We start from the raw sequence: 18,015 nt of genomic DNA on the forward strand, positions 1-18,015 counted from the left end.
TAAGCTTTTAACTATTGCTCGTTTTTCTATGTGAGTTATGGCTATTAACCTTGACAGTTATTTTTATCACGGCTTCTTTGTTTTTTTGCTGATCACTGTAATAACCTGTTCGGTCATTGCTACTCGGCTCATGATTAGCCGTTTTAAAAGTAAGTCAATTGTCTTCTTTAACTTCTTTTTCTATCTAGGCGTTATTGGCTTTGCTTGGCTGTGGATACAAAATATTTTCGGACTTCCCAGTGATTTTCGGCCCAGTGTTATTATTTATATCCTATCAATGGTACTACTTCAGCTCTCGATTTATAACCACGATGAAAAGTGCCGCTTTAATAGGTTAATGATTGGTCACGGCGCTATTTTTTCAGTTTTCGTATTATTTACAAACGATATTAACCAACTTGCTTTAGTTGAGGCATGCTTTACGCTAACTGTGTTACCTGCCCTTATTTACTTTACTTTTACCCGAGCACTACACAAGAGCAATATAGGCAATACAGTACTTTTGGCAGCGCAATGTATTTTACTTTTAGTGCCTATTACTCAGTTAACTATTATCACTCATTCACATAACCTACTGACACTTTACTCATTAACAGTGATTGCTCATGCCACAGTGTTTGTCATGACAGGGCTTGGCCTTATCACTACTCTGCTAATCGATGAAAAACGACGCTATGCTGAACTATCACTCAAAGATCCTCTAACCAATTTATACAATCGTCGAGGTCTTCAGTATATTTTGGAAAAACGGCAGTTATTGACTAATCAGCATGCAGCTTTTCTTTATGCAAGCGCTTTAGACATCGACTTTTTTAAAAGCATAAATGATAACTACGGGCATGAAGCAGGAGACTTAGTACTAGAAGTATTTGCCGAACTTTTGCAACACCATCTACACCACGAAGATCTTTGCTGCCGCTTAGGGGGCGAGGAGTTTCTCATTCTCAGTGTTGAAAAATCCCCAGAGCAAGCCTACCAAAAGCTTGAAGAGCTCCGCCAAATTATCGAATCAAGTCAAATTGAATATAAGGGACAAATCATTGCATTCACAGCCAGTTTTGGCCTAACTCATTGGCAACAGGCAGATACATTTGACGACTTAATTAACCGAGCAGATAAAGCCCTCTATTCGGCTAAAAACAATGGCCGTAACCGAATTGAAACCATACTTTAATCATTTGCACAGTTTAACTTTAATTCCTTTTCATTAAAAAATTTAAGTAATTAATCATAAACTTTGATCTAGGTGAAGTGCACTCAATCATATTCAGACTACACTGATACCAACGTGATTAAATTACTAGGACTTTACCATGACACACCTTGTTTCAGACCTGATGACGCCCGATCCGCTGGCTATCACCGCAGAAAACTCATTGCATGATGCTCATAACTTAATGAAAGAAAAAAACATTCGGCACATTCCTGTTATTAATGAGCATGGTGGTTTAGTTGGCATGCTGACACAAAAGATCATGATCGCTCAAGTCATGAGTATTATGGCGAACTTCAGTGCCAGTGCACTTGAACGCAAAGAAAAGCAAACTAAAGTGCAAGATATTATGGCCACTGATTTCACAAGTATTTCACCTAATCAACCACTACACGAAGTAGCTAAGTTTTTCGTTGAAAATCGTCACGGCTGTATGCCCGTTGTCGATGATGATAATAACTTAGTTGGCATTTTAACCTCTTCTGACTTTGTTCGTTTAGCAGCGGCCCTGCTCTCTTAGCGATTTCTGTTCCTCGCTTCTGCACACTGAATTTTTTACATAGAGTGTGCAGACTTTTCATATTCATTCAGTATCATGTTGGGCGCCATCAAAACAAAAACAAAAATAAACCATTTAAAAACAAAAACTTAAAATCATTTCAGATATCGGCATAACGATTGCTTCTACTCTAATAACTTCGCTTTTTAAGTAACGACTAAGTAACTTAAAAGCTTTATGGAAATACAATTTTAGAGAATCTCGGAGGAGTAATGAGTAATACATCATCAAAAGTCGCTGAATTCACGGCACCAGGCGTTAATAACGAATCAGCAGCCGATACAATTGCTATTTTAGACAAGCGCATGGTCGCTTTAATCGATTTACACCTTACTCTTAAGCATATCCACTGGAATGTTGTAGGTCCAAATTTTATTGGCGTGCATGAAATGCTTGATCCACAAGTGAGTGCCGTTCAAGAAATGACCGACACTATTGCCGAGCGCATTGCAACTATGGGCGGTGTTCCGGTTGGCACACCACAGTCAATTGTTGATCGCCGCGAGTGGAAAGATTACTCGCTAGGCAAAGGGCTAGTGTCTGATCACTTAACCGCTCTTGATAAAGTTTATAACGGCGTTAATAAAGATCACCGCAAGGCGCTCGATCAGCTTGCTGAGTTAGACCCTGTTTCTGAAGATATGATCACAGGTCAACTTGCAGAGCTTGAACAGTTCCAATGGTTTGTTCGTGCACATATTGAATCGTCTACAGGCGAATTAAAAAATTAACACTTCTATCCGAAGACCCCTTGCCCAGCTAGCGCTGGGCTTTTTTATGCCCTTACAGCCAACCTTTATGTTTAAAAAATAAATAAGGCGCGAAGCCGGACAGTAGCATAATGGCAATAGCAAACGGGTAGCCCCAAGCCCACTCAAGCTCTGGCATACTATTAAAATTCATACCATAAATGCTCGCAACAACTGTGGGAGGTAAAAAAACCACCGACGCAATCGAGAAAGTTTTAATGATTTGGTTTTGCTCAATATTAATAAAACCCTGGGTTGAATCCATCAAGAAATTTACTTTATCAAACAAAAAAGTACAGTGAGACATCAGGGTATCGATATCAAGTACAATCTCGCGAAGTGACTCACGATCTTCTGTGGGTGCGCCAAGGTAACGCAGTAAAAACGAAATGTTGCGACGGGTATCCATTAAACATAAACGTACTTTACCGTTGTTGTCCTCAAGCCGTGCAATTCGACTTACTGCTTGTTCTAAGTCTGAATCATCTTCTTCAAGTACATAGGCACTGAGGTTTTCTAATTGATGATGCATGTCTTCAAGCATATCCGCATGATTTTCGACCTTTTGATCGAATAAAGTCACCAGTAATTGTTTAGGGTTATCACATGCCACTTGCCCTTTACGAGCACGAAGTCTTAATAAACGAAAATCAGCTAATTCATCATCACGAATCGTCAATAAACAATTATCTTGTAATAAACACGCAACTGTCACCGTATTAAAACGTCCTTCATTTGGCGACATAAACAGAGCATGTACATGAAGCCCTTCATGATCAATAAAGCAACGCGACGATGCTTCGATTTCTTCAACATCATCAGCCGCAGGCAAAGTAATGTTTAAGGTACTAGCAAGGGCGCGACGCTCTTCGTCTGTTGGGTTAATCGTATCAATCCAATGGGCATTTTTAATGGATGTGGCCAATGGCGTGTCGGGGGCAGGTTCTATTTGTGTTATTACGCCTTGGTTGATTGAAAAAAATCTTAACATATGCCCCACTCTTTTTTACCCACGTGACAAAATAGTACCAGTAACTATCACGCTAAATACACTGGTTTTTCAAATAAATTTCTGGGCGCAACACAATAAATTAACCATAAGAGCAAAGCGTAATCTTCCTAATCATTTTTAAAAGTAAAAACACAAAAACCAATTAGTTATGATAATTATTTTCATTTGCGAATGAATGTATATAATGAAACAAACAAAATTGGAGTTCGCGTATGAAATACCTAAGTGTCGTGTTATTACTACTTTCTCAAACTGTGTTTGCCGAGCAACGTATTGTCAGCGCAGGTGGCACGTTAACTGAGATTATTTATGCACTAGAAAAACAACAAAGCTTAGTCGGAGTTGACCAGTCGAGTGTGTACCCTGAAGCAGCAGCTGAACTACCCCAAGTCGGTTATTACAGGGATCTAGCCGCTGAAGGCGTCCTTTCACTTAAACCTACTGCTGTATTTGCATTAGAAGGTGCAGGCCGCCCTGAAGTTTTAGAGCAAATTGCATCAACAGGTGTTAATTTACGCGTGTACAAAAAACCAGACACCGTGGATGACCTTCAACACTTGATTACTACATTAGGTAATCACCTAAACGCTAGCAAAAAAGCCCAAGCTTTAAACCAAAAAATTCAACAAACCTTACCTAAAAAAGCGGTAAAAACTGAGCTCAAAGCGCTTTTTCTTTTATCTGCGAATGACCGTGGGTTAGTCGCTGCTGGTACTGATACAGTACCAAACATGCTCTTTGATTATGCAGGCATTAAAAACTTGGCTAAAACACATCGCGGCTTTAAACCATTAAACAGCGAAATTCTCGCAATTAATCAGCCTGATTTTATTGTTGCTCCTGCACATGTAGTCTATTCACTTGGTGGCAAAGAAGCATTTTGTAAACAACCGAGTTTAACGCTATTAAAAGCAGCGCAAAGTTGTCAGTTGTTAGTGATGGACAGCTTATTATCATTAGGTTTAACACCACGCATTGCACAGGCCATTAATCAAGTTAGCAATTATAAAAATAACCTATGAGTACATTCGCTTCGATACCCTTGCAGGTGACTGCTCGGCTTTTTCCTAATAAGTGGGTTATTGCATGCGTGTTATGTATTGCTGTTTTATCTCTAGTAAGCATAGGCTTTGGCCCTGCTGGCTGGGATTGGCAATTAGCAATCGCATGGCTTGCACCTGAGTACTTTACCCAGTTTGATACACTACAAATTAACGTGGTAACACAAATACGCCTGCCACGTTTCATGCTTGCTGTAATGATAGGTTTAGTCTTAGCGCAAACAGGCACTGCAACACAAGCACTGTGCCGTAATCCCCTTGCTGATCCGTCAATTATCGGCATTAGCTCGGGAGCTGCAGTTGTTGCTGTTGCATTTATTGCGTTAGGTACTCAATTTGATTTTCAAGCTAATAAATACTTACCCTATGCAGCATTTATTGGCGCATTCGTTGTCACCCTATTTGTTTACTTAGTTGCTAAACAAGCAGGGCAAGTAAATGTAACAACATTGATTTTAGTTGGCGTTGCAATTAATGCTTTAGCCTTTGCACTCATTGGTTTATTGAGTTTTTATGCCGACGATAGTGCTTTAAGACTAATCAACTATTGGACTATGGGCTCGTTAGGTGGTGCAAACTGGGCCAATCTAAGCCAAGCAATGCCTTTATTATTGATGAGTGCTATCGGTCTTTGGTACTTAAAAGAACCCATGAATTGTTTATTACTTGGCGAATCGCAAGCACAGTATTTGGGGATCAATACGCACACGCTTAAATTCCAAATCATTATCTTAGTTGCCCTTGGTGTTGGCGCAAGTGTTGCTCTAACCGGTTTAATTGGCTTTGTAGGTTTAGTCGTACCCCATATTGCAAGACTCATGGTTGGCCCGCATTTACGAATAATGATGCCCTTATCTATGCTGCTCGGGATTATTGTTTTACTGCTCTCTGATTGGCTTGCACGTACGCTCGTTATGCCAGCGGAGCTGCCCATTGGTATTATCACAGCCCTGCTTGGTGCACCTTTATTTATCTACCTCATCCTTAAAAGTAAACACGGAGGCCTAGGTGCTTAGTTTTAGAAATCTTAATGTCAGCTACGGCAAAACACGCATCTTGCAAAATATCACCGGCGAGGTAAAGGTAGGTCAATGTGTTGGTTTGATAGGCGAAAACGGCGCCGGTAAATCAACTCTTATACATACTCTCGCAGGAACTATCCCCTATCAAGGAGATGTGACATTACACAATCAACCTTTAGCGCACTATAGTCAAATAGAATTGGCACATAAACGCGCTGTTGTCATGCAGTCTCAGCAATTGGGTTTTGCTTTTACAGTACAAGAACTGGTTGCAATGGGTCGTTATTCATACAAAGAGTCAGCTAAACAAAGTGCCAAAAAAGTAGCTCAATATATCGACTTTATGGAACTTAGTCATTTGAAGGAGCGTCGCACAACTGCGCTATCGGGTGGAGAATTACAACGGGTCAGTATGGCCCGTTGTTTAGCGCAACTTGATGCTTTTAGTGATAATAGCGAGCCTAAGCTGATGCTTCTTGATGAGCCAACATCTGCCCTTGATATGCGCCATCAACATACTCTGCTGAGTTGCGTAAAGCACTTCGTAGACATGGGAAATGCAGCTATCATCGCGATTCATGACCTAAACTTAGCCGGCCTGTATACCAGCGACATTATCATGTTGCATCAAAAACAGATTTTAGCATCCGGTGCTACACCCGATGTCCTTACAGAACAAAATTTAAATCATATTTATGCCATGCCATTGCATGTTAAGCCTCATCCATTGCATGACGCCCCTATGATCTATTCTCAACGTCAGGAGTTTTTATGAGAACACAAGCAGTCCATCATGCCAAACAATTGGTATATAAAAAAAATAGCGGTGTTATGTCGACCCTTTCATATAATTTACGTGGTTATCCATTTGGTTCTGTCACGCCTTATATGTGCGATGAGCAAGGCAAGCTTTATTTTTTTATTAGCGATATTGCACAACACACCAAAAACCTAACTCACGACAAGCGCATGAGCCTCACCGTTTTTGATGCTGCCGATACAGGGGATCAAAACGAACATGGCCGAGTAACAATTGTGGGTGACGGCTCTAAAGTACCTCAAGCATTCGCTGATGAATTGCTGAATAAATACATTGCCCTTTACCCTGAAGCTGATACATACCGTAGTGCCCATGACTTTAATTTATGGCAACTTGAGCCTGTGCGTATTCGCTATATTGGTGGATTTGGCAAAATTTTCTGGATAGAAAAAGACGAATGGCAATCAGCGAAAAAAGTGTGGGATAACACCCAAGAACAACAGATGATCGATCATATGAACGAAGATCATCAAGACGCTATGGGATTGATCTTAAAACACCATTACAAGGTAGATGCCCATGCACCTGTCATGAATGGCTTATTACCACAAGGCTGTTATATCAGAAGCCACAAGAGAAACTACTACATTCCTTTTAGTGAGGAATGTGATAGCCCACAAGCAGTACGTGTTGCACTTGTTCAGCTTACTAAAGAAGCAAGAAGTACTGTTTAACCTTTCTAATGCGAACTATAAACCCAAGGAGAAATCCATGAAGATCACACAACTAACCATAGGCTCACTTTTATTCGTATTGGCTGCATCAGCAAATGCCAACGAGTGTGAATTAACAATTGAGTCAAATGATATGATGCAATTTTCAACTAAGTCATTATCAGCCCCAAAAAGCTGTGAAGAGGTCACTGTAACGTTAAAGCACACAGGAACACTTCCTGCCAATGCGATGGGTCATAATTGGGTGTTATCGAAACAAGCTAATATTCCTGATATTGCCAGTGACGGTATGAGTGCAGGGCTTGATAAAAACTACCTTAAACCGGGTGATGAGCGTGTTCTCGCTGCAACCAAAATCATCGGTGGAGGTGAACAAACAAGTGTCACATTTAAAACAAGCCTATTAAAAGAAGGTGAAAGCTATGCATTCTTCTGCTCATACCCTGGTCACTACGCAATAATGCAAGGAACATTCTCGCTCAGCTAAAAATGCCTATGCTACTGGTATGTTCCAGTAGCATAATCTTATTAATTGTTACACAACCTCGACTAACTCTGGTTTTTTTATAAAGAAGATCATTAAAACAATTAACGCAACAGGGAATAAAACTAGGTTCATATATGCAAATATCACGGTAAGTTGGAAAATACACATAATCAATAAAAGTACTGAAAAAACCGTCAATAAAGTGGGCGTACCATGACGTTTTGTTAATAATAAAGCTGCGGTTATTAACCCAACTAAGGCATACAACCCAAGACTGCCAGCGGATACTATCATGGCGATACCTGCCACCGTTTCAGCAGTAGCAGCCGAAACAGTTTCACTACTCACAGCAAGGAAAACATCACACAAAACTGTTGCATGAAACGATAAAACCAATACAGCTAATATACATAACATAATACGTACAATTTCGACATCAAACATATCTTTAAGTGCTTTACGTAAGCTTAGATACACATATATTTCTAATGCACCTAGTAGCACAAATACAGCATCAGAGAAGCTCAAGCTTTGTAGATCAAGCTTCAGTGCTTCACCTAATCCTTCGAGTGTGTTGCCAAAAATTGAAATCCAATACATAGGAAATATAACAGCTAACACCCCCGCCGCTATTCCTGGTAGTAAAAAATCACGATTAAGCATTTGCGCTCCTAAGTTCTGCTTTATTTATCATCTTCGTCGCTATCCTTTTGGTACTCTAAAATATCGCCTGGTTGGCAATTTAATGCCTCACAAATAGCCGCAAGTGTACTAAAGCGAATAGCCTTCACTTTTGAGTTTTTGAGCAAAGAGAGGTTGGTCATAGAAATACCAATACGTTGCGACAACTCTTTGAGCTGCATTTTGTTCTTTGCTAATTCAACATCTAAATTAATACGTATTTTCATAGTTCAAAAACTACACAACCAGTTTATGACTGTCAAACTTTATTTTATGATTATCATAAAATAAAGAATGTTTAACATTGTTTTTTATGAACTTAAGAAGTCAAAAAAATACGAGCTATCATGCTTTGTAACATTAAACATATTTAATTTTGTTTCTAAAAACTCTACTCTGAGCAGTAGATGATAAGGAGACAACAATGAAAGACTTGCAAAAACTGGTAGGTAACTTAAACAAATCTGGTGCGCTGAGTGGCTTGCTAGGTGGTGTGGCTGGTAGTGGACTTACAAGCATGATGGGAGGAAAAAGCAAGAAAACAGGTAAAAAGGCTATAAAATATGGCGCGCTTGCTGCCATTGGTGGCCTAGCTTGGAAAGCATATAAACAATATTCAGAGCAAAAACCAACAACAGCTAAACCCACCTCCTCGCGCACTTTTGACTTTACTCCAGCAGTAATGCCAGAGCATTCATTTAATGAAGTCATTGATGATAACCACACCGACGGGCAACTCTTATTAATGCGAGCAATGATCGCTGCCGCCTATGCAGATGGGCATATCGATGACACAGAGAGACAAAAGATTTTTGCACAAGTCGATACCCTAGAACTGAGTGCACAAGAAAAAGCGATGTTGTTCGATGAACTAAGAAAACCCATGCAATTATCAGAACTTGTTAATGCTGTACCCAACGCTCAAATGGGCATTGAAGTGTATGTTGCAAGCGCTAGTGCCATTGACTTAAATCAGAGTATCTCTAAACATTATTTAGAAGCGTTAGCAAATCAATTATGTATTCCAAATGAACTGGTTGATAACATCCACCAACAACTCCCTCAGTAATGCTTTAAAAATCTACCGTGCTCCCTAATAAGTGGAGCACGCTAACCTGTCCTAAAGTAAAACATTTTTAAATAAAGCTAGATTAAATAGTGAATCTATCATTTGAACCTCATTCAGATACAAAGTAAAATAGATACATTATAACATAGCAAAGAGTAAATAATGAGATTCAAATCCCCTATCCTCTGCATAGGATTATCGGCTCCGCTGTATGCACAAGACATTGAACACATTGAAGTGAATAGCTATGTAAAAGACTACTCTCCCGTGAGTCAAATTGTTGTGGGCAAATCGGTTCTATCTGGCGAGCAATTAGCGCAACAAAAAGCATCGACCTTAGGTGATACTCTATCGCAAACTCCAAGTGTAAGTAGCAGTTTTTTTGGCTCTTCTGCGGGTCGACCGCAAATTAGGGGGCAAGGTGGGCAACGCGTGTTAATCACAAGCAATGGTATGCCAATTCGTGATATGTCAGCGATCAGCGATGACCAACTCATTCCCATAGAACCCTTTTTTGCTGAGTCTATTACTGTTCTAAAAGGGGCACGTGCAACAATTCCTTTTGGCGGTGAAGCTATGGCGGGTATTGTTGATGTTAATGATGGTCGCATACCTTTACAACAAGAAGCCGAAAAAGAAGACGAAGTAGAAATTCAAACGGGTTATAATGCTGCAACCTCTTTACTTAGTACGCTAGGTGGTCAGCAAAATGACTTTGCGTATAACGTAAACCTGCTCTACCGAGAACACAGTGACTATAAAATTCCTAATACAGCAAAGGCTGCTGATTGCTCCAACTGGGGGAAACTAGTTTTAAATAGCCAACTGACGAGCCAATGTCAGGTTTCTCTCGCAAGACCCACTTGGGAACATGACGGCACCAAATTTGTTGATGTGACACCCATTGATGAGCAAATTATTACTCACCAGCTTGCCAACTCCGCAAACAAAGTGGTCAATTCAAGTTATTACCAAACCAATTTAACGTTTGGGGGGAGTCAACGTTTTGAACATGAGCAGCTTTTCGGTTTATCTGTGAATTATAATGCCGCCAACCGTGCAATACCTGGGTTTATTCACCCGATACGCGAACGAGAACACTCACATGACACACAACAGAGTAACCAGTCAGGAAATATTCGGATTTACTCATCGCAATATCGAATTGATGCGCTTTACCAAAAACAATTTTCAGCTAATTTATACTTGAACCAGTTTAATGTAAAAGCAGCCTACTCAAAACAATCAGATGACGAAAACCTTGATCACCGTAGAGTAAATAAATTCATTTTGAAAAACTGGCAAATTAGCCCAACTTTAAACTACCAATTCAGTGAACAATTCACCGGTACATTTGGCCTGTTTATAGACCAAAGTGAAAAGCAAGGCAGTGGTAACAATAACTATTTGCCAGATATTAAAGCCAAACGCGAAGCTGCCTATATGATGCAAAACGCAGCGTTTGGATCTCTTTCACTTCAACTTGGCGCACGCTACGAAGAAGTAAAGTACACACCCACTATTAATAGTCACTATCAACCAGGCCGAGGCCTTGGAGCACTGGTTCAAAATAATAAATATGACCTATTCAACCACTCGGTTTCTTTAAATTGGGACATCACTTCATTTTGGTATGTTGCTGCAAGCCTCACTCACGCTGAGCGTGCACCTGGCATGAATGAGCTTTATGCAAGCAATCCTCACTACGCACTTTTAATTGAAGAGCAAGGCAACTCAAATCTCAAAAAAGAGAGCAATAAAGCAGAAGAGTTTGGCACAGGTTTGCAATTTAAAAACCTAAGTATTACCGCCAATTGGTACGAAAATAACTACGATGACTATATTTATCTTGGCAGCACAGGGGTCAACAGAGGAGGTGTTTATGTCAAAGAGTGGCGTCAAGCGGATACACTCAACAAAGGCTTTGAGGTTGAGCTTAATTACACACTCAATACGCAAAACATGGGCGATTTTAGCTTTAGCGCTTATGTAGATGAAACAAAAAACACCCCAGTCTATCAATTTGATGGAAGCTATAACCCCTTCACACCTGAGGCTTTTTTTAATCCAGACGAAGCGCAAATAGCTGAGTACTTTCGTCGTCGACTGGAAGGAGACAGTATTCCTCGCACGCCAGCCGACAGCTATGGGGCTGCAGTGCATTGGCAATTTGAAAGTTTTAAGGCGTCAGTTAATTACCAACACAACAAAGCGCAACAACAACTTGCAAAGTTTGAACACGCATCACCAAGTTACTATAGCTTAGGCGCTAATTTTAGTTATAGTCGTTCACTTTTTGGCTTTGAGAATGAATTTTTTATAAATATCAATAATCTTACAAACCAAGAAATTCGCCCTCACCAAAGTTATCTACGCTATCTAGCGCCACAACCAGGGCGCAGTATCGCTGTAGGTATACGCGCAAAGATATAAACAAAATGGCCGCGCTTTTAATGAGTGCGGCCATTTTTTGTACTATAGAAATGTTCAGTACTTGTACTAATTCATTCTTACTGTATTTGTACTGTTTCGCTGAATATCACGAATACCTTGTTTACTTTCCTTTTCCATCGCAGCAATTTGCTCAGGAGTACGGCATACACGTGTTGGTATGTTACTGCCTGTTGGTTTTTCCCTTTTACAAATTAAGCCATCATTGCTTGCTTGCTCGTCGCTTGAACTTGCACAGCCACTCATTAAAACGGCTAATAAAATAACACTTAAAAATTTCATAGACTTCCCTTTTTTATATTGATTCAGTGTTTATTAAGAACATACTATTATATCGCCACCCTAAAATAAAATTTTTTAGGTACAAAATAGTACTTAATGCGGTTTTTTAGTGCCGTATCTCACCATATCTTTACCATTTTCATACACGTCACTACTCACATAACGTCCCAATAAAAGCTGATGATTATCATCCAGCACAGCGACAAATGGACGACCATCACTGTTATTTGTAGCAAGCGCAACACCCGTAACATTTTCTAGCCCCAAGCCACCATTTTCAACAAGGCGTAAAAACGTTTCTAATTCGTCTAAAGTTTCGATTACATCGTTATCGTTAATCATCTTAAATACTCAGTGATTGCTAATCGGCCTAGCATAACAGGATTGAAATTTTGGTGCGAACTAGGTAAACCGAATTTCCCCATATAAACGTCGTTTTTTTGCAATCCTCGACTTTGCAATCGGCCTAAACTAAATACTCATTTAATTTTAAAAGGCTAATTTACGATGAAACGTGGTGACTATTACAACCTTCAACCTGCCTTAATCAAACACCTTGTTGAGCAAGAGCAATTAATTAAAAAAGCGGTTGAAACAAGTTTTGGTCTAACAATATGGGAGCTGATCAAACTAAGAGCATCACAAATAAATCAATGTGCTTTTTGCATTGCAATGCATACCAAACAAGCAAGAGAATACGGTGAAACGACCAACCGTATTATTGGTTTAAGTGCATGGCAAGACATGCCAATTTATACAAAACAAGAACGTCTGGCTTTAAAATTATGTGAAAAGTTGACACTTGCCCAACCTATTGATGATACTTTCTATCAATCTCTTAGTGATACATTTTCTGAACAGGGGTTAGTTGCACTGACGATTGCTATTAACGCAATCAACAGCTGGAATCGCATTGTGAAAATTTTTAAACCTGACGTTGAGTTTAATGAGTAACCATTTAACTTTAGAACTAAAAACACCTGAGGGTGATATAGCTAATTATATTCAGGCTATCTGGTATGCGACGGCGCATTCACACGGTGAGCAATGGCTTGCTTGCGATGGTGCGACTGGGGTTATTTTTCCTCTTGCAGGGGCGCTTTTACTTGATGATAAAGCGCTTTCTCCACCTTATGCATTTCAAGAAACGTCTACTCACGCAGCAAAGATCACATTTTCAGAAAATGCACAATTTTGTGGTATTCGCTTTAATCCAACTGTTTTAGCTGAGTTCAAACAGCATAATCACCCACTTATTTGTGAGCAATCATTAATGGCTATTGCCAAAGGTCTTCAAAAAAACGCCAATCTGCAGGCTTTTGAGGCGCTCATAAGCACGCATTTTAACTACCAACCTAGCATTGGTCACACATATGCAAAGCAATTAATTAGTAAACTGATTGAGTTGACACCACTGCAAACCGCCTATCAACTGGCTCCGTTAAGTAAGAGACAGCTCGAACGGCAAATAAAAAGCCAGTGCGGCGTTACACCTAAATATTTCGAACGAATTTACCGCGTAAAAATGGCCAAACAAACAATAAAAGATAACCCGACGATGAGCTTTGCAGATATTGCTCAACAGTGTGGCTTTACTGATCAGCCACATTTTATTAAAGAGTTCAAAGCGATAATGCATATTACACCGGCAAGATACCGCAAACTATTGAATAATACGCATACTAAAAAAACCAAACTCATTATGCGTTGAAATCGGTATTTTAAATTCATCAAATAAAAGTTCTATACCAATTATCAAACTCACTTAAATAGCATGAACTTACTTGCCAACGAGCGATTTTATTTGCGATCAGCTTTTATCCATAGGATAGTTAACAAAAGCCTAAAAACTTGCTGTTACACAATAGGATAATCATGAAAAAAGTTTTACTTGCCACCAGCTTCATCGCCTCGTCATTTACGGCGTTTGCAGCCAATTTAACTGTTGAAGAACTGCGTATTGAAAAAGCGACAGAGGCAATGCCAAAGGTCTTAAACGCTTTCAGTGATGACATAAGTCATTTTAAAAATGCTTGGCAAGCAACCACAAGCTACCAGCAAGCAAGTGATCTTATTGATGACTACTCAAAACAATTATGGCGTGATGCAAAAGCACAGATCAAAAAAAACAACAGCTACGACGACCGTGAACTTTATTGGGCACGCTTACTTTCAAGTAAAGTTATTCGTACCAACAAGCCACAGTTTGCAATAACTGACAGCGAGCAAGCTGCGCTGTTAACCATGCTAGAAAATGGCAGCCGTGGTCGTACCGACCTTGATTTCAGTAAAAAAACCGACAAACGTATATTAATTACCGGCTTTGATCCTTTTTTACTTGATAGAAATATCAACCAAAGTAACCCATCTGGCGTTGCCGCATTATTACTCGACGGGCAAGTAATTAGCTATCAGGGTATTACTGCTGAGATCAACACAGTGATGGTGCCTGTGCGCTATGAAGACTTTGATCAAGGTATTATTGAATCATTACTTGCGCCGTATTATGCACTGAACAATGTAGATATGATTGCCACTATCAGTATGGGTAGTAAAGACTTTGACTTAGAACGCTTCCCAGGTAAACGTCGCAGCGTAACAGCACCCGATAACGCCAATATTGTTTATGGTGGAACAGAGACTAATCCAAAAATATCAAGCTTGCATAACCGCCCCTTACCAGGCAATGAGTTTGTGACGTTTAGCCTACCCGTAGAGCAAATGCAAAAAGCGAAAGGCCCCTTCCCAATTAACGATAACCATAAGGTCGTTACACTTGAAAAGGCTTTTGAGCCAAAATCACTCAAAGAACTTGAAGGTGCCATCGCAGTCAAAGGTGGTGGCGGTGGCTACTTATCAAACGAAATTTCGTACCGTAGTATTCGCCTTCGTGATGAACTTAACTCAGATATTCCAACAGGGCATATTCATACCCCTCGTATTGCGCAATTTGAGCCAGAAACAGAAGCAAAAATCGTTAAACAAATCAAAGCGATGCTCGAACACAGCCTTGTAGCACTCTAGTTAAGTAGCTCAGCGAGTGTTTAATGCATTCGCTGAGCAATAAAACCTACGGCCTATTGCGGGCCCGTTCCTCCATCTACTTGGCTCCCCAAAGTATTTGCATTATCTAATCTATACGGGTAAAGCTGAACATCACTAAACACTGTTGCACCATTATCACGATATTGATCTGTCGCTGAGCGCCCTGTGTAAATGTTTCCTGATGCACTGAAGTAACCCGAACCTTGATTCCAATGTGGCTTCGCTGAGTTTTCAAAATAGTTATTCTCAACAAGTACTTCTGCACCATCACTGGCACTAATTGCAAAATAGGTAATGTTTTTCCAGTAATTATTAAACATATGAACTCGTGAGTTGTAACCATCTATTTTAGGGTTTCGCCCTGCCGCAGTATCCCAAAAATTGTGATGAGCTGTGACTTGTGAGTTTCTGAATAAATGCGTGTACCAATGCTGATTAGCGCAAACTTGAGTGTTATACCCATAAAAACGATTCCAACTTAGGGTAATATTCTGACTATTATCAACATCAATATAACCATCACTGATCTTATTAAACGCCATATGATCAACCCAAACATGGCTACTATCATCAATTGAAATTCCATCGCCCGCTTCGACGAGTGCAGGGTTAATATTTTCCAGCATGACATTTTTAATAATAATATTACGTTGCTTGCTGATGACTAAGCTAGCACCAACAATTTTTGAGTTCTTACCCAAACCTTGTAACGTTTTATTAGACTGAACAATAATACGACGGTCATTGCGCGTTACATTAACGGGTGAATTGGAAGAGCTGCCCAGCTCACTACAGCTTTGATTCCCTACAGGCACTCGATACCATGTTTTACCGTAATCATTCCATTGGCCGCAATCTAAAGGACATGCTTGCACTGTTCTATTGTTAGTGTGACAGTTAATCGTCGTATTATCGGGTATGTGGATCACCTTGGCAGAAGGCGAGCTTAAAGCGTCACTTAAAGCACTGCAACTTGTAACCCTAACAGGTGTTGCATTACCGCCACCGGTTGTTGTCGTTAGGCCATCTTGACCTGGTTGTGCAGCAAACCCAACTAAATCACTTGGCGTTGGCTGACTGCCTCCGTCACTGCCACATGTTGCATCAACAGGGTTTATAAACCATCTTTGAGAACTTATTCCTGCGTCATCATTTTGATACACATTAGCCACATTGTTTGAGCCTGCCACAGTCAGTGATTTATTGGTTAACTTATTAATAATATTAAACCCACCTGATGACGATGCTTTAAGCTGCCAACGTTGATTGGCTCCTTGCCAATCATCATAAACAATAACATTAGCACCATTTGATTGAGATGAGTTAAGTACATCCAATACTTTATTGTTGTACTTAGATCGGATAACCCAATATCCATCGCTTTCTTTAATGAACTGAAACTTTTGATTGTTTCCCCCCCAATAGTCATAAGTTATGACATTAGGTGCTGCACTTGTATCACTTGTATTGATATCTAACGCTAAGCCAGACCCACGGTTAATAACGGAATACAACTGACCTGATTCTGGCATTGCAGTACAATCTTCCGCTTGTAGTGGTAAAGATGTCAAACAGCTCAGAAGTAGACTAGCCAAGCCAATTTGTTTAATGACGTTTATTGTTTTCAAAACTATCCCTCTTAAATTTGTAATATAAAAATACTTAAGAGGTAAAGTCTAAACCATTCGTTCCCAAAATAAAGTATTTTGTTTACTTTATGTAAATAAATTTAACTTTAAGAAAACAGGCTGGGGACAGAAATAAAAAGCCACCTAGAGGTGGCTTGAATTGCAGCTAACATTAATTAATACAATTCGAATAATGGTCGACCATTTTCATCATACTTTACTTCCATTATGCGGGCATGTCGGTTTGGATCGTAAAGCGGATCTTTTACAATTTCCTCAAGCGGACGTGTATCCGTTTTTGGCACCACACTTGGCTCACCGACTGCATGCTCATAGTCACGGGCATGATAAATACATAATGGTGTTTCGCCATCTTCAGCAACCGTAAAACAGTTATGACCAGGCCCGAAAATTTTCTTTTCAACGCTTGTTTCAAGTACTGGCATGCGTGTTTTAGTCCACGAATTTCGATCAAGTAAATCGCTGTTTTCATCGGCTTCCATATAGCCCATGCAGTAACATGCACCTGTTGCGCTTGCAGAAAAAGCGATAAAAATTTTGCCGTTATTCTTAAGCACTGCAGGGCCTTCGTTTACCCAAAAGTCCACACGCTCCCAGTCGTAATCAGGTGTAGTCAGCATAAACTGTGCTGTTTTTAACTTAATTGGTGATTCCATCTCAGCTAAATACAGGTTTGATGCAGCAAATTGGCCGCCGGTTTTCTCTGCCCAACAGAAATAACGTTTGCCATTGTTCTCAAAAATAGTCGCATCCAGTGAAAAGTCTGTGAACGACTTTTCATCACCCTCAGCCGCTTGCATCATACCAAGCTCAACCCATTCATCATTTAGCGGATCTTGACCTTGACACTCAAGCACATACGGGCGTAATGCCCAAATATCGTCTTCTTGGCTGGCTGCAAAATAGATATACCACTTACCATCCAGATAATGAATTTCAGGTGCCCAAATATGGCGACTCATTGGGCCATTGTCATGCTTAAACCAAATATCAAAGGTCTCAGCGTCTTTTAAGCCTTCTAATGTCGCAGATTTACGAAGTTCAATGCGATCATACGTTGGTACAGAACCTGTAAAATAATAAAAACCATCGCTGTGCTTATGCACAAACGGGTCGGCACGCTGTTCGACTAACGGGCTGTTTGTTTGTAATGTCATGTTTAAACCTGATCGTTAATTTTAATTTGTATTATTTTATTACTTTTAGATAAGAACACAAATATAACATCATTTTTAGCAGAC

Annotated in this window: 20 protein-coding genes; 13 read left to right on the forward strand and 7 right to left on the reverse strand. The window is 39.9% G+C overall.

Annotated elements, in window-relative coordinates; genetic code table 11:
- The first annotated feature begins 37 nt into the window (after positions 1–37).
- From NYF15_RS10305 to dps, 3 genes are all read left to right on the forward strand, one after another.
- Entirely contained in the window at positions 38–1,174 is a 1,137-nt protein-coding gene (locus tag NYF15_RS10305) for a GGDEF domain-containing protein (protein ID WP_371353493.1), read from the forward strand.
- Positions 1,175–1,313: 139 nt separating this feature from the next.
- The gene (locus tag NYF15_RS10310) at positions 1,314–1,733 is read left to right on the forward strand and encodes an HPP family protein (protein ID WP_130151151.1); all 420 of its coding nucleotides are present in this window, start codon (positions 1,314–1,316) and stop codon (positions 1,731–1,733) included.
- 251 nt (positions 1,734–1,984) lie between these two features.
- Positions 1,985–2,503 (forward strand): DNA starvation/stationary phase protection protein Dps, encoded by a 519-nt coding sequence (gene dps, locus NYF15_RS10315; RefSeq protein ID WP_371353494.1) that lies wholly within the window; start codon positions 1,985–1,987, stop codon positions 2,501–2,503.
- A gap of 52 nt (positions 2,504–2,555) precedes the next feature.
- Here dps and corA read toward each other — a convergent pair whose 3' ends face one another.
- Entirely contained in the window at positions 2,556–3,512 is a 957-nt protein-coding gene (gene corA, locus NYF15_RS10320; RefSeq protein ID WP_371353495.1) for a magnesium/cobalt transporter CorA, read from the reverse strand.
- A 233-nt stretch (positions 3,513–3,745) separates the two neighbouring features.
- On the opposite strand from corA, the gene NYF15_RS10325 reads away from it, so the two are divergent.
- The 5 genes from NYF15_RS10325 to azu are packed head-to-tail and all read left to right on the forward strand — an operon-like array spanning position 3,746 to position 7,597.
- A complete protein-coding gene (locus tag NYF15_RS10325; RefSeq protein WP_371353496.1) occupies positions 3,746–4,555 on the forward strand; it encodes a hemin ABC transporter substrate-binding protein in 810 nt (269 codons plus the stop codon).
- Positions 4,552–5,610 (forward strand): FecCD family ABC transporter permease, encoded by a 1,059-nt coding sequence (locus NYF15_RS10330; protein ID WP_371353497.1) that lies wholly within the window; start codon positions 4,552–4,554, stop codon positions 5,608–5,610. Before NYF15_RS10325 ends, NYF15_RS10330 begins: the two co-directional genes overlap by 4 nt.
- A complete protein-coding gene (locus NYF15_RS10335) occupies positions 5,603–6,391 on the forward strand; it encodes a heme ABC transporter ATP-binding protein (protein ID WP_371353498.1) in 789 nt (262 codons plus the stop codon). Before NYF15_RS10330 ends, NYF15_RS10335 begins: the two co-directional genes overlap by 8 nt.
- The gene (locus NYF15_RS10340; RefSeq protein ID WP_371353499.1) at positions 6,388–7,110 is read left to right on the forward strand and encodes a HugZ family protein; all 723 of its coding nucleotides are present in this window, start codon (positions 6,388–6,390) and stop codon (positions 7,108–7,110) included. The genes NYF15_RS10335 and NYF15_RS10340 overlap by 4 nt, the downstream gene beginning before the upstream one ends.
- Before the next feature lie 37 nt (positions 7,111–7,147).
- A complete protein-coding gene (azu, locus tag NYF15_RS10345) occupies positions 7,148–7,597 on the forward strand; it encodes an azurin (protein WP_130151145.1) in 450 nt (149 codons plus the stop codon).
- Positions 7,598–7,645: 48 nt separating this feature from the next.
- Here azu and NYF15_RS10350 read toward each other — a convergent pair whose 3' ends face one another.
- Positions 7,646–8,260: a hypothetical protein gene (locus NYF15_RS10350; RefSeq protein ID WP_130151144.1), complete on the reverse strand. Its 615-nt coding sequence runs from the start codon at positions 8,258–8,260 to the stop codon at positions 7,646–7,648.
- Between the two features lie 20 nt (positions 8,261–8,280).
- A complete protein-coding gene (locus NYF15_RS10355; RefSeq protein ID WP_371353500.1) occupies positions 8,281–8,505 on the reverse strand; it encodes a helix-turn-helix domain-containing protein in 225 nt (74 codons plus the stop codon).
- Positions 8,506–8,702: 197 nt separating this feature from the next.
- Here NYF15_RS10355 and NYF15_RS10360 point away from each other — a divergent pair, with 197 nt between their 5' ends.
- Entirely contained in the window at positions 8,703–9,347 is a 645-nt protein-coding gene (locus tag NYF15_RS10360) for a tellurite resistance TerB family protein (protein ID WP_341804015.1), read from the forward strand.
- Positions 9,348–9,509: 162 nt separating this feature from the next.
- A complete protein-coding gene (locus NYF15_RS10365) occupies positions 9,510–11,780 on the forward strand; it encodes a TonB-dependent receptor (protein ID WP_371353501.1) in 2,271 nt (756 codons plus the stop codon).
- Between the two features lie 66 nt (positions 11,781–11,846).
- Here NYF15_RS10365 and NYF15_RS10370 read toward each other — a convergent pair whose 3' ends face one another.
- Both NYF15_RS10370 and NYF15_RS10375 read right to left on the reverse strand, forming a co-directional pair.
- A complete protein-coding gene (locus NYF15_RS10370; protein ID WP_130151140.1) occupies positions 11,847–12,080 on the reverse strand; it encodes a hypothetical protein in 234 nt (77 codons plus the stop codon).
- A gap of 93 nt (positions 12,081–12,173) precedes the next feature.
- Positions 12,174–12,422: a hypothetical protein gene (locus tag NYF15_RS10375; protein WP_371353502.1), complete on the reverse strand. Its 249-nt coding sequence runs from the start codon at positions 12,420–12,422 to the stop codon at positions 12,174–12,176.
- Between the two features lie 165 nt (positions 12,423–12,587).
- On the opposite strand from NYF15_RS10375, the gene NYF15_RS10380 reads away from it, so the two are divergent.
- From NYF15_RS10380 to NYF15_RS10390, 3 genes are all read left to right on the forward strand, one after another.
- The gene (locus NYF15_RS10380; RefSeq protein ID WP_371353503.1) at positions 12,588–13,034 is read left to right on the forward strand and encodes a carboxymuconolactone decarboxylase family protein; all 447 of its coding nucleotides are present in this window, start codon (positions 12,588–12,590) and stop codon (positions 13,032–13,034) included.
- Entirely contained in the window at positions 13,027–13,791 is a 765-nt protein-coding gene (locus tag NYF15_RS10385) for a helix-turn-helix domain-containing protein (protein ID WP_371353504.1), read from the forward strand. The genes NYF15_RS10380 and NYF15_RS10385 overlap by 8 nt, the downstream gene beginning before the upstream one ends.
- A 164-nt stretch (positions 13,792–13,955) precedes the next feature.
- A complete protein-coding gene (locus NYF15_RS10390; RefSeq protein WP_371353505.1) occupies positions 13,956–15,104 on the forward strand; it encodes a hypothetical protein in 1,149 nt (382 codons plus the stop codon).
- A gap of 53 nt (positions 15,105–15,157) precedes the next feature.
- Here the strand turns inward: NYF15_RS10390 and NYF15_RS10395 are convergent, their stop codons facing one another.
- On the reverse strand, positions 15,158–16,753 hold the full coding sequence (locus tag NYF15_RS10395) for an RICIN domain-containing protein (protein WP_371353506.1): 1,596 nt from the start codon (positions 16,751–16,753) through the stop codon (positions 15,158–15,160).
- Between the two features lie 176 nt (positions 16,754–16,929).
- On the reverse strand, positions 16,930–17,931 hold the full coding sequence (locus NYF15_RS10400) for a family 43 glycosylhydrolase (RefSeq protein ID WP_341804009.1): 1,002 nt from the start codon (positions 17,929–17,931) through the stop codon (positions 16,930–16,932).
- Between the last annotated feature and the right edge of the window lie 84 nt (positions 17,932–18,015).

The organism is Pseudoalteromonas sp. 68 DY56-GL68 (genome assembly GCF_041414825.1).
Taxonomy (GTDB): Bacteria; Pseudomonadota; Gammaproteobacteria; order Enterobacterales; family Alteromonadaceae; genus Pseudoalteromonas.

Coding starts and splice junctions, on each gene's coding strand:
- NYF15_RS10305 (WP_371353493.1), top strand. CDS start 38: ATGGCTATTAACCTTGACAGTTATTTTTATCACGGCTTCTTTGTTTTT.
- NYF15_RS10310 (WP_130151151.1), top strand. CDS start 1,314: ATGACACACCTTGTTTCAGACCTGATGACGCCCGATCCGCTGGCTATC.
- dps (WP_371353494.1), top strand. CDS start 1,985: ATGAGTAATACATCATCAAAAGTCGCTGAATTCACGGCACCAGGCGTT.
- corA (WP_371353495.1), bottom strand. CDS start 3,512: ATGTTAAGATTTTTTTCAATCAACCAAGGCGTAATAACACAAATAGAA.
- NYF15_RS10325 (WP_371353496.1), top strand. CDS start 3,746: ATGAAATACCTAAGTGTCGTGTTATTACTACTTTCTCAAACTGTGTTT.
- NYF15_RS10330 (WP_371353497.1), top strand. CDS start 4,552: ATGAGTACATTCGCTTCGATACCCTTGCAGGTGACTGCTCGGCTTTTT.
- NYF15_RS10340 (WP_371353499.1), top strand. CDS start 6,388: ATGAGAACACAAGCAGTCCATCATGCCAAACAATTGGTATATAAAAAA.
- azu (WP_130151145.1), top strand. CDS start 7,148: ATGAAGATCACACAACTAACCATAGGCTCACTTTTATTCGTATTGGCT.
- NYF15_RS10350 (WP_130151144.1), bottom strand. CDS start 8,260: ATGCTTAATCGTGATTTTTTACTACCAGGAATAGCGGCGGGGGTGTTA.
- NYF15_RS10355 (WP_371353500.1), bottom strand. CDS start 8,505: ATGAAAATACGTATTAATTTAGATGTTGAATTAGCAAAGAACAAAATG.
- NYF15_RS10360 (WP_341804015.1), top strand. CDS start 8,703: ATGAAAGACTTGCAAAAACTGGTAGGTAACTTAAACAAATCTGGTGCG.
- NYF15_RS10365 (WP_371353501.1), top strand. CDS start 9,510: ATGAGATTCAAATCCCCTATCCTCTGCATAGGATTATCGGCTCCGCTG.
- NYF15_RS10370 (WP_130151140.1), bottom strand. CDS start 12,080: ATGAAATTTTTAAGTGTTATTTTATTAGCCGTTTTAATGAGTGGCTGT.
- NYF15_RS10375 (WP_371353502.1), bottom strand. CDS start 12,422: ATGATTAACGATAACGATGTAATCGAAACTTTAGACGAATTAGAAACG.
- NYF15_RS10380 (WP_371353503.1), top strand. CDS start 12,588: ATGAAACGTGGTGACTATTACAACCTTCAACCTGCCTTAATCAAACAC.
- NYF15_RS10385 (WP_371353504.1), top strand. CDS start 13,027: ATGAGTAACCATTTAACTTTAGAACTAAAAACACCTGAGGGTGATATA.
- NYF15_RS10390 (WP_371353505.1), top strand. CDS start 13,956: ATGAAAAAAGTTTTACTTGCCACCAGCTTCATCGCCTCGTCATTTACG.
- NYF15_RS10400 (WP_341804009.1), bottom strand. CDS start 17,931: ATGACATTACAAACAAACAGCCCGTTAGTCGAACAGCGTGCCGACCCG.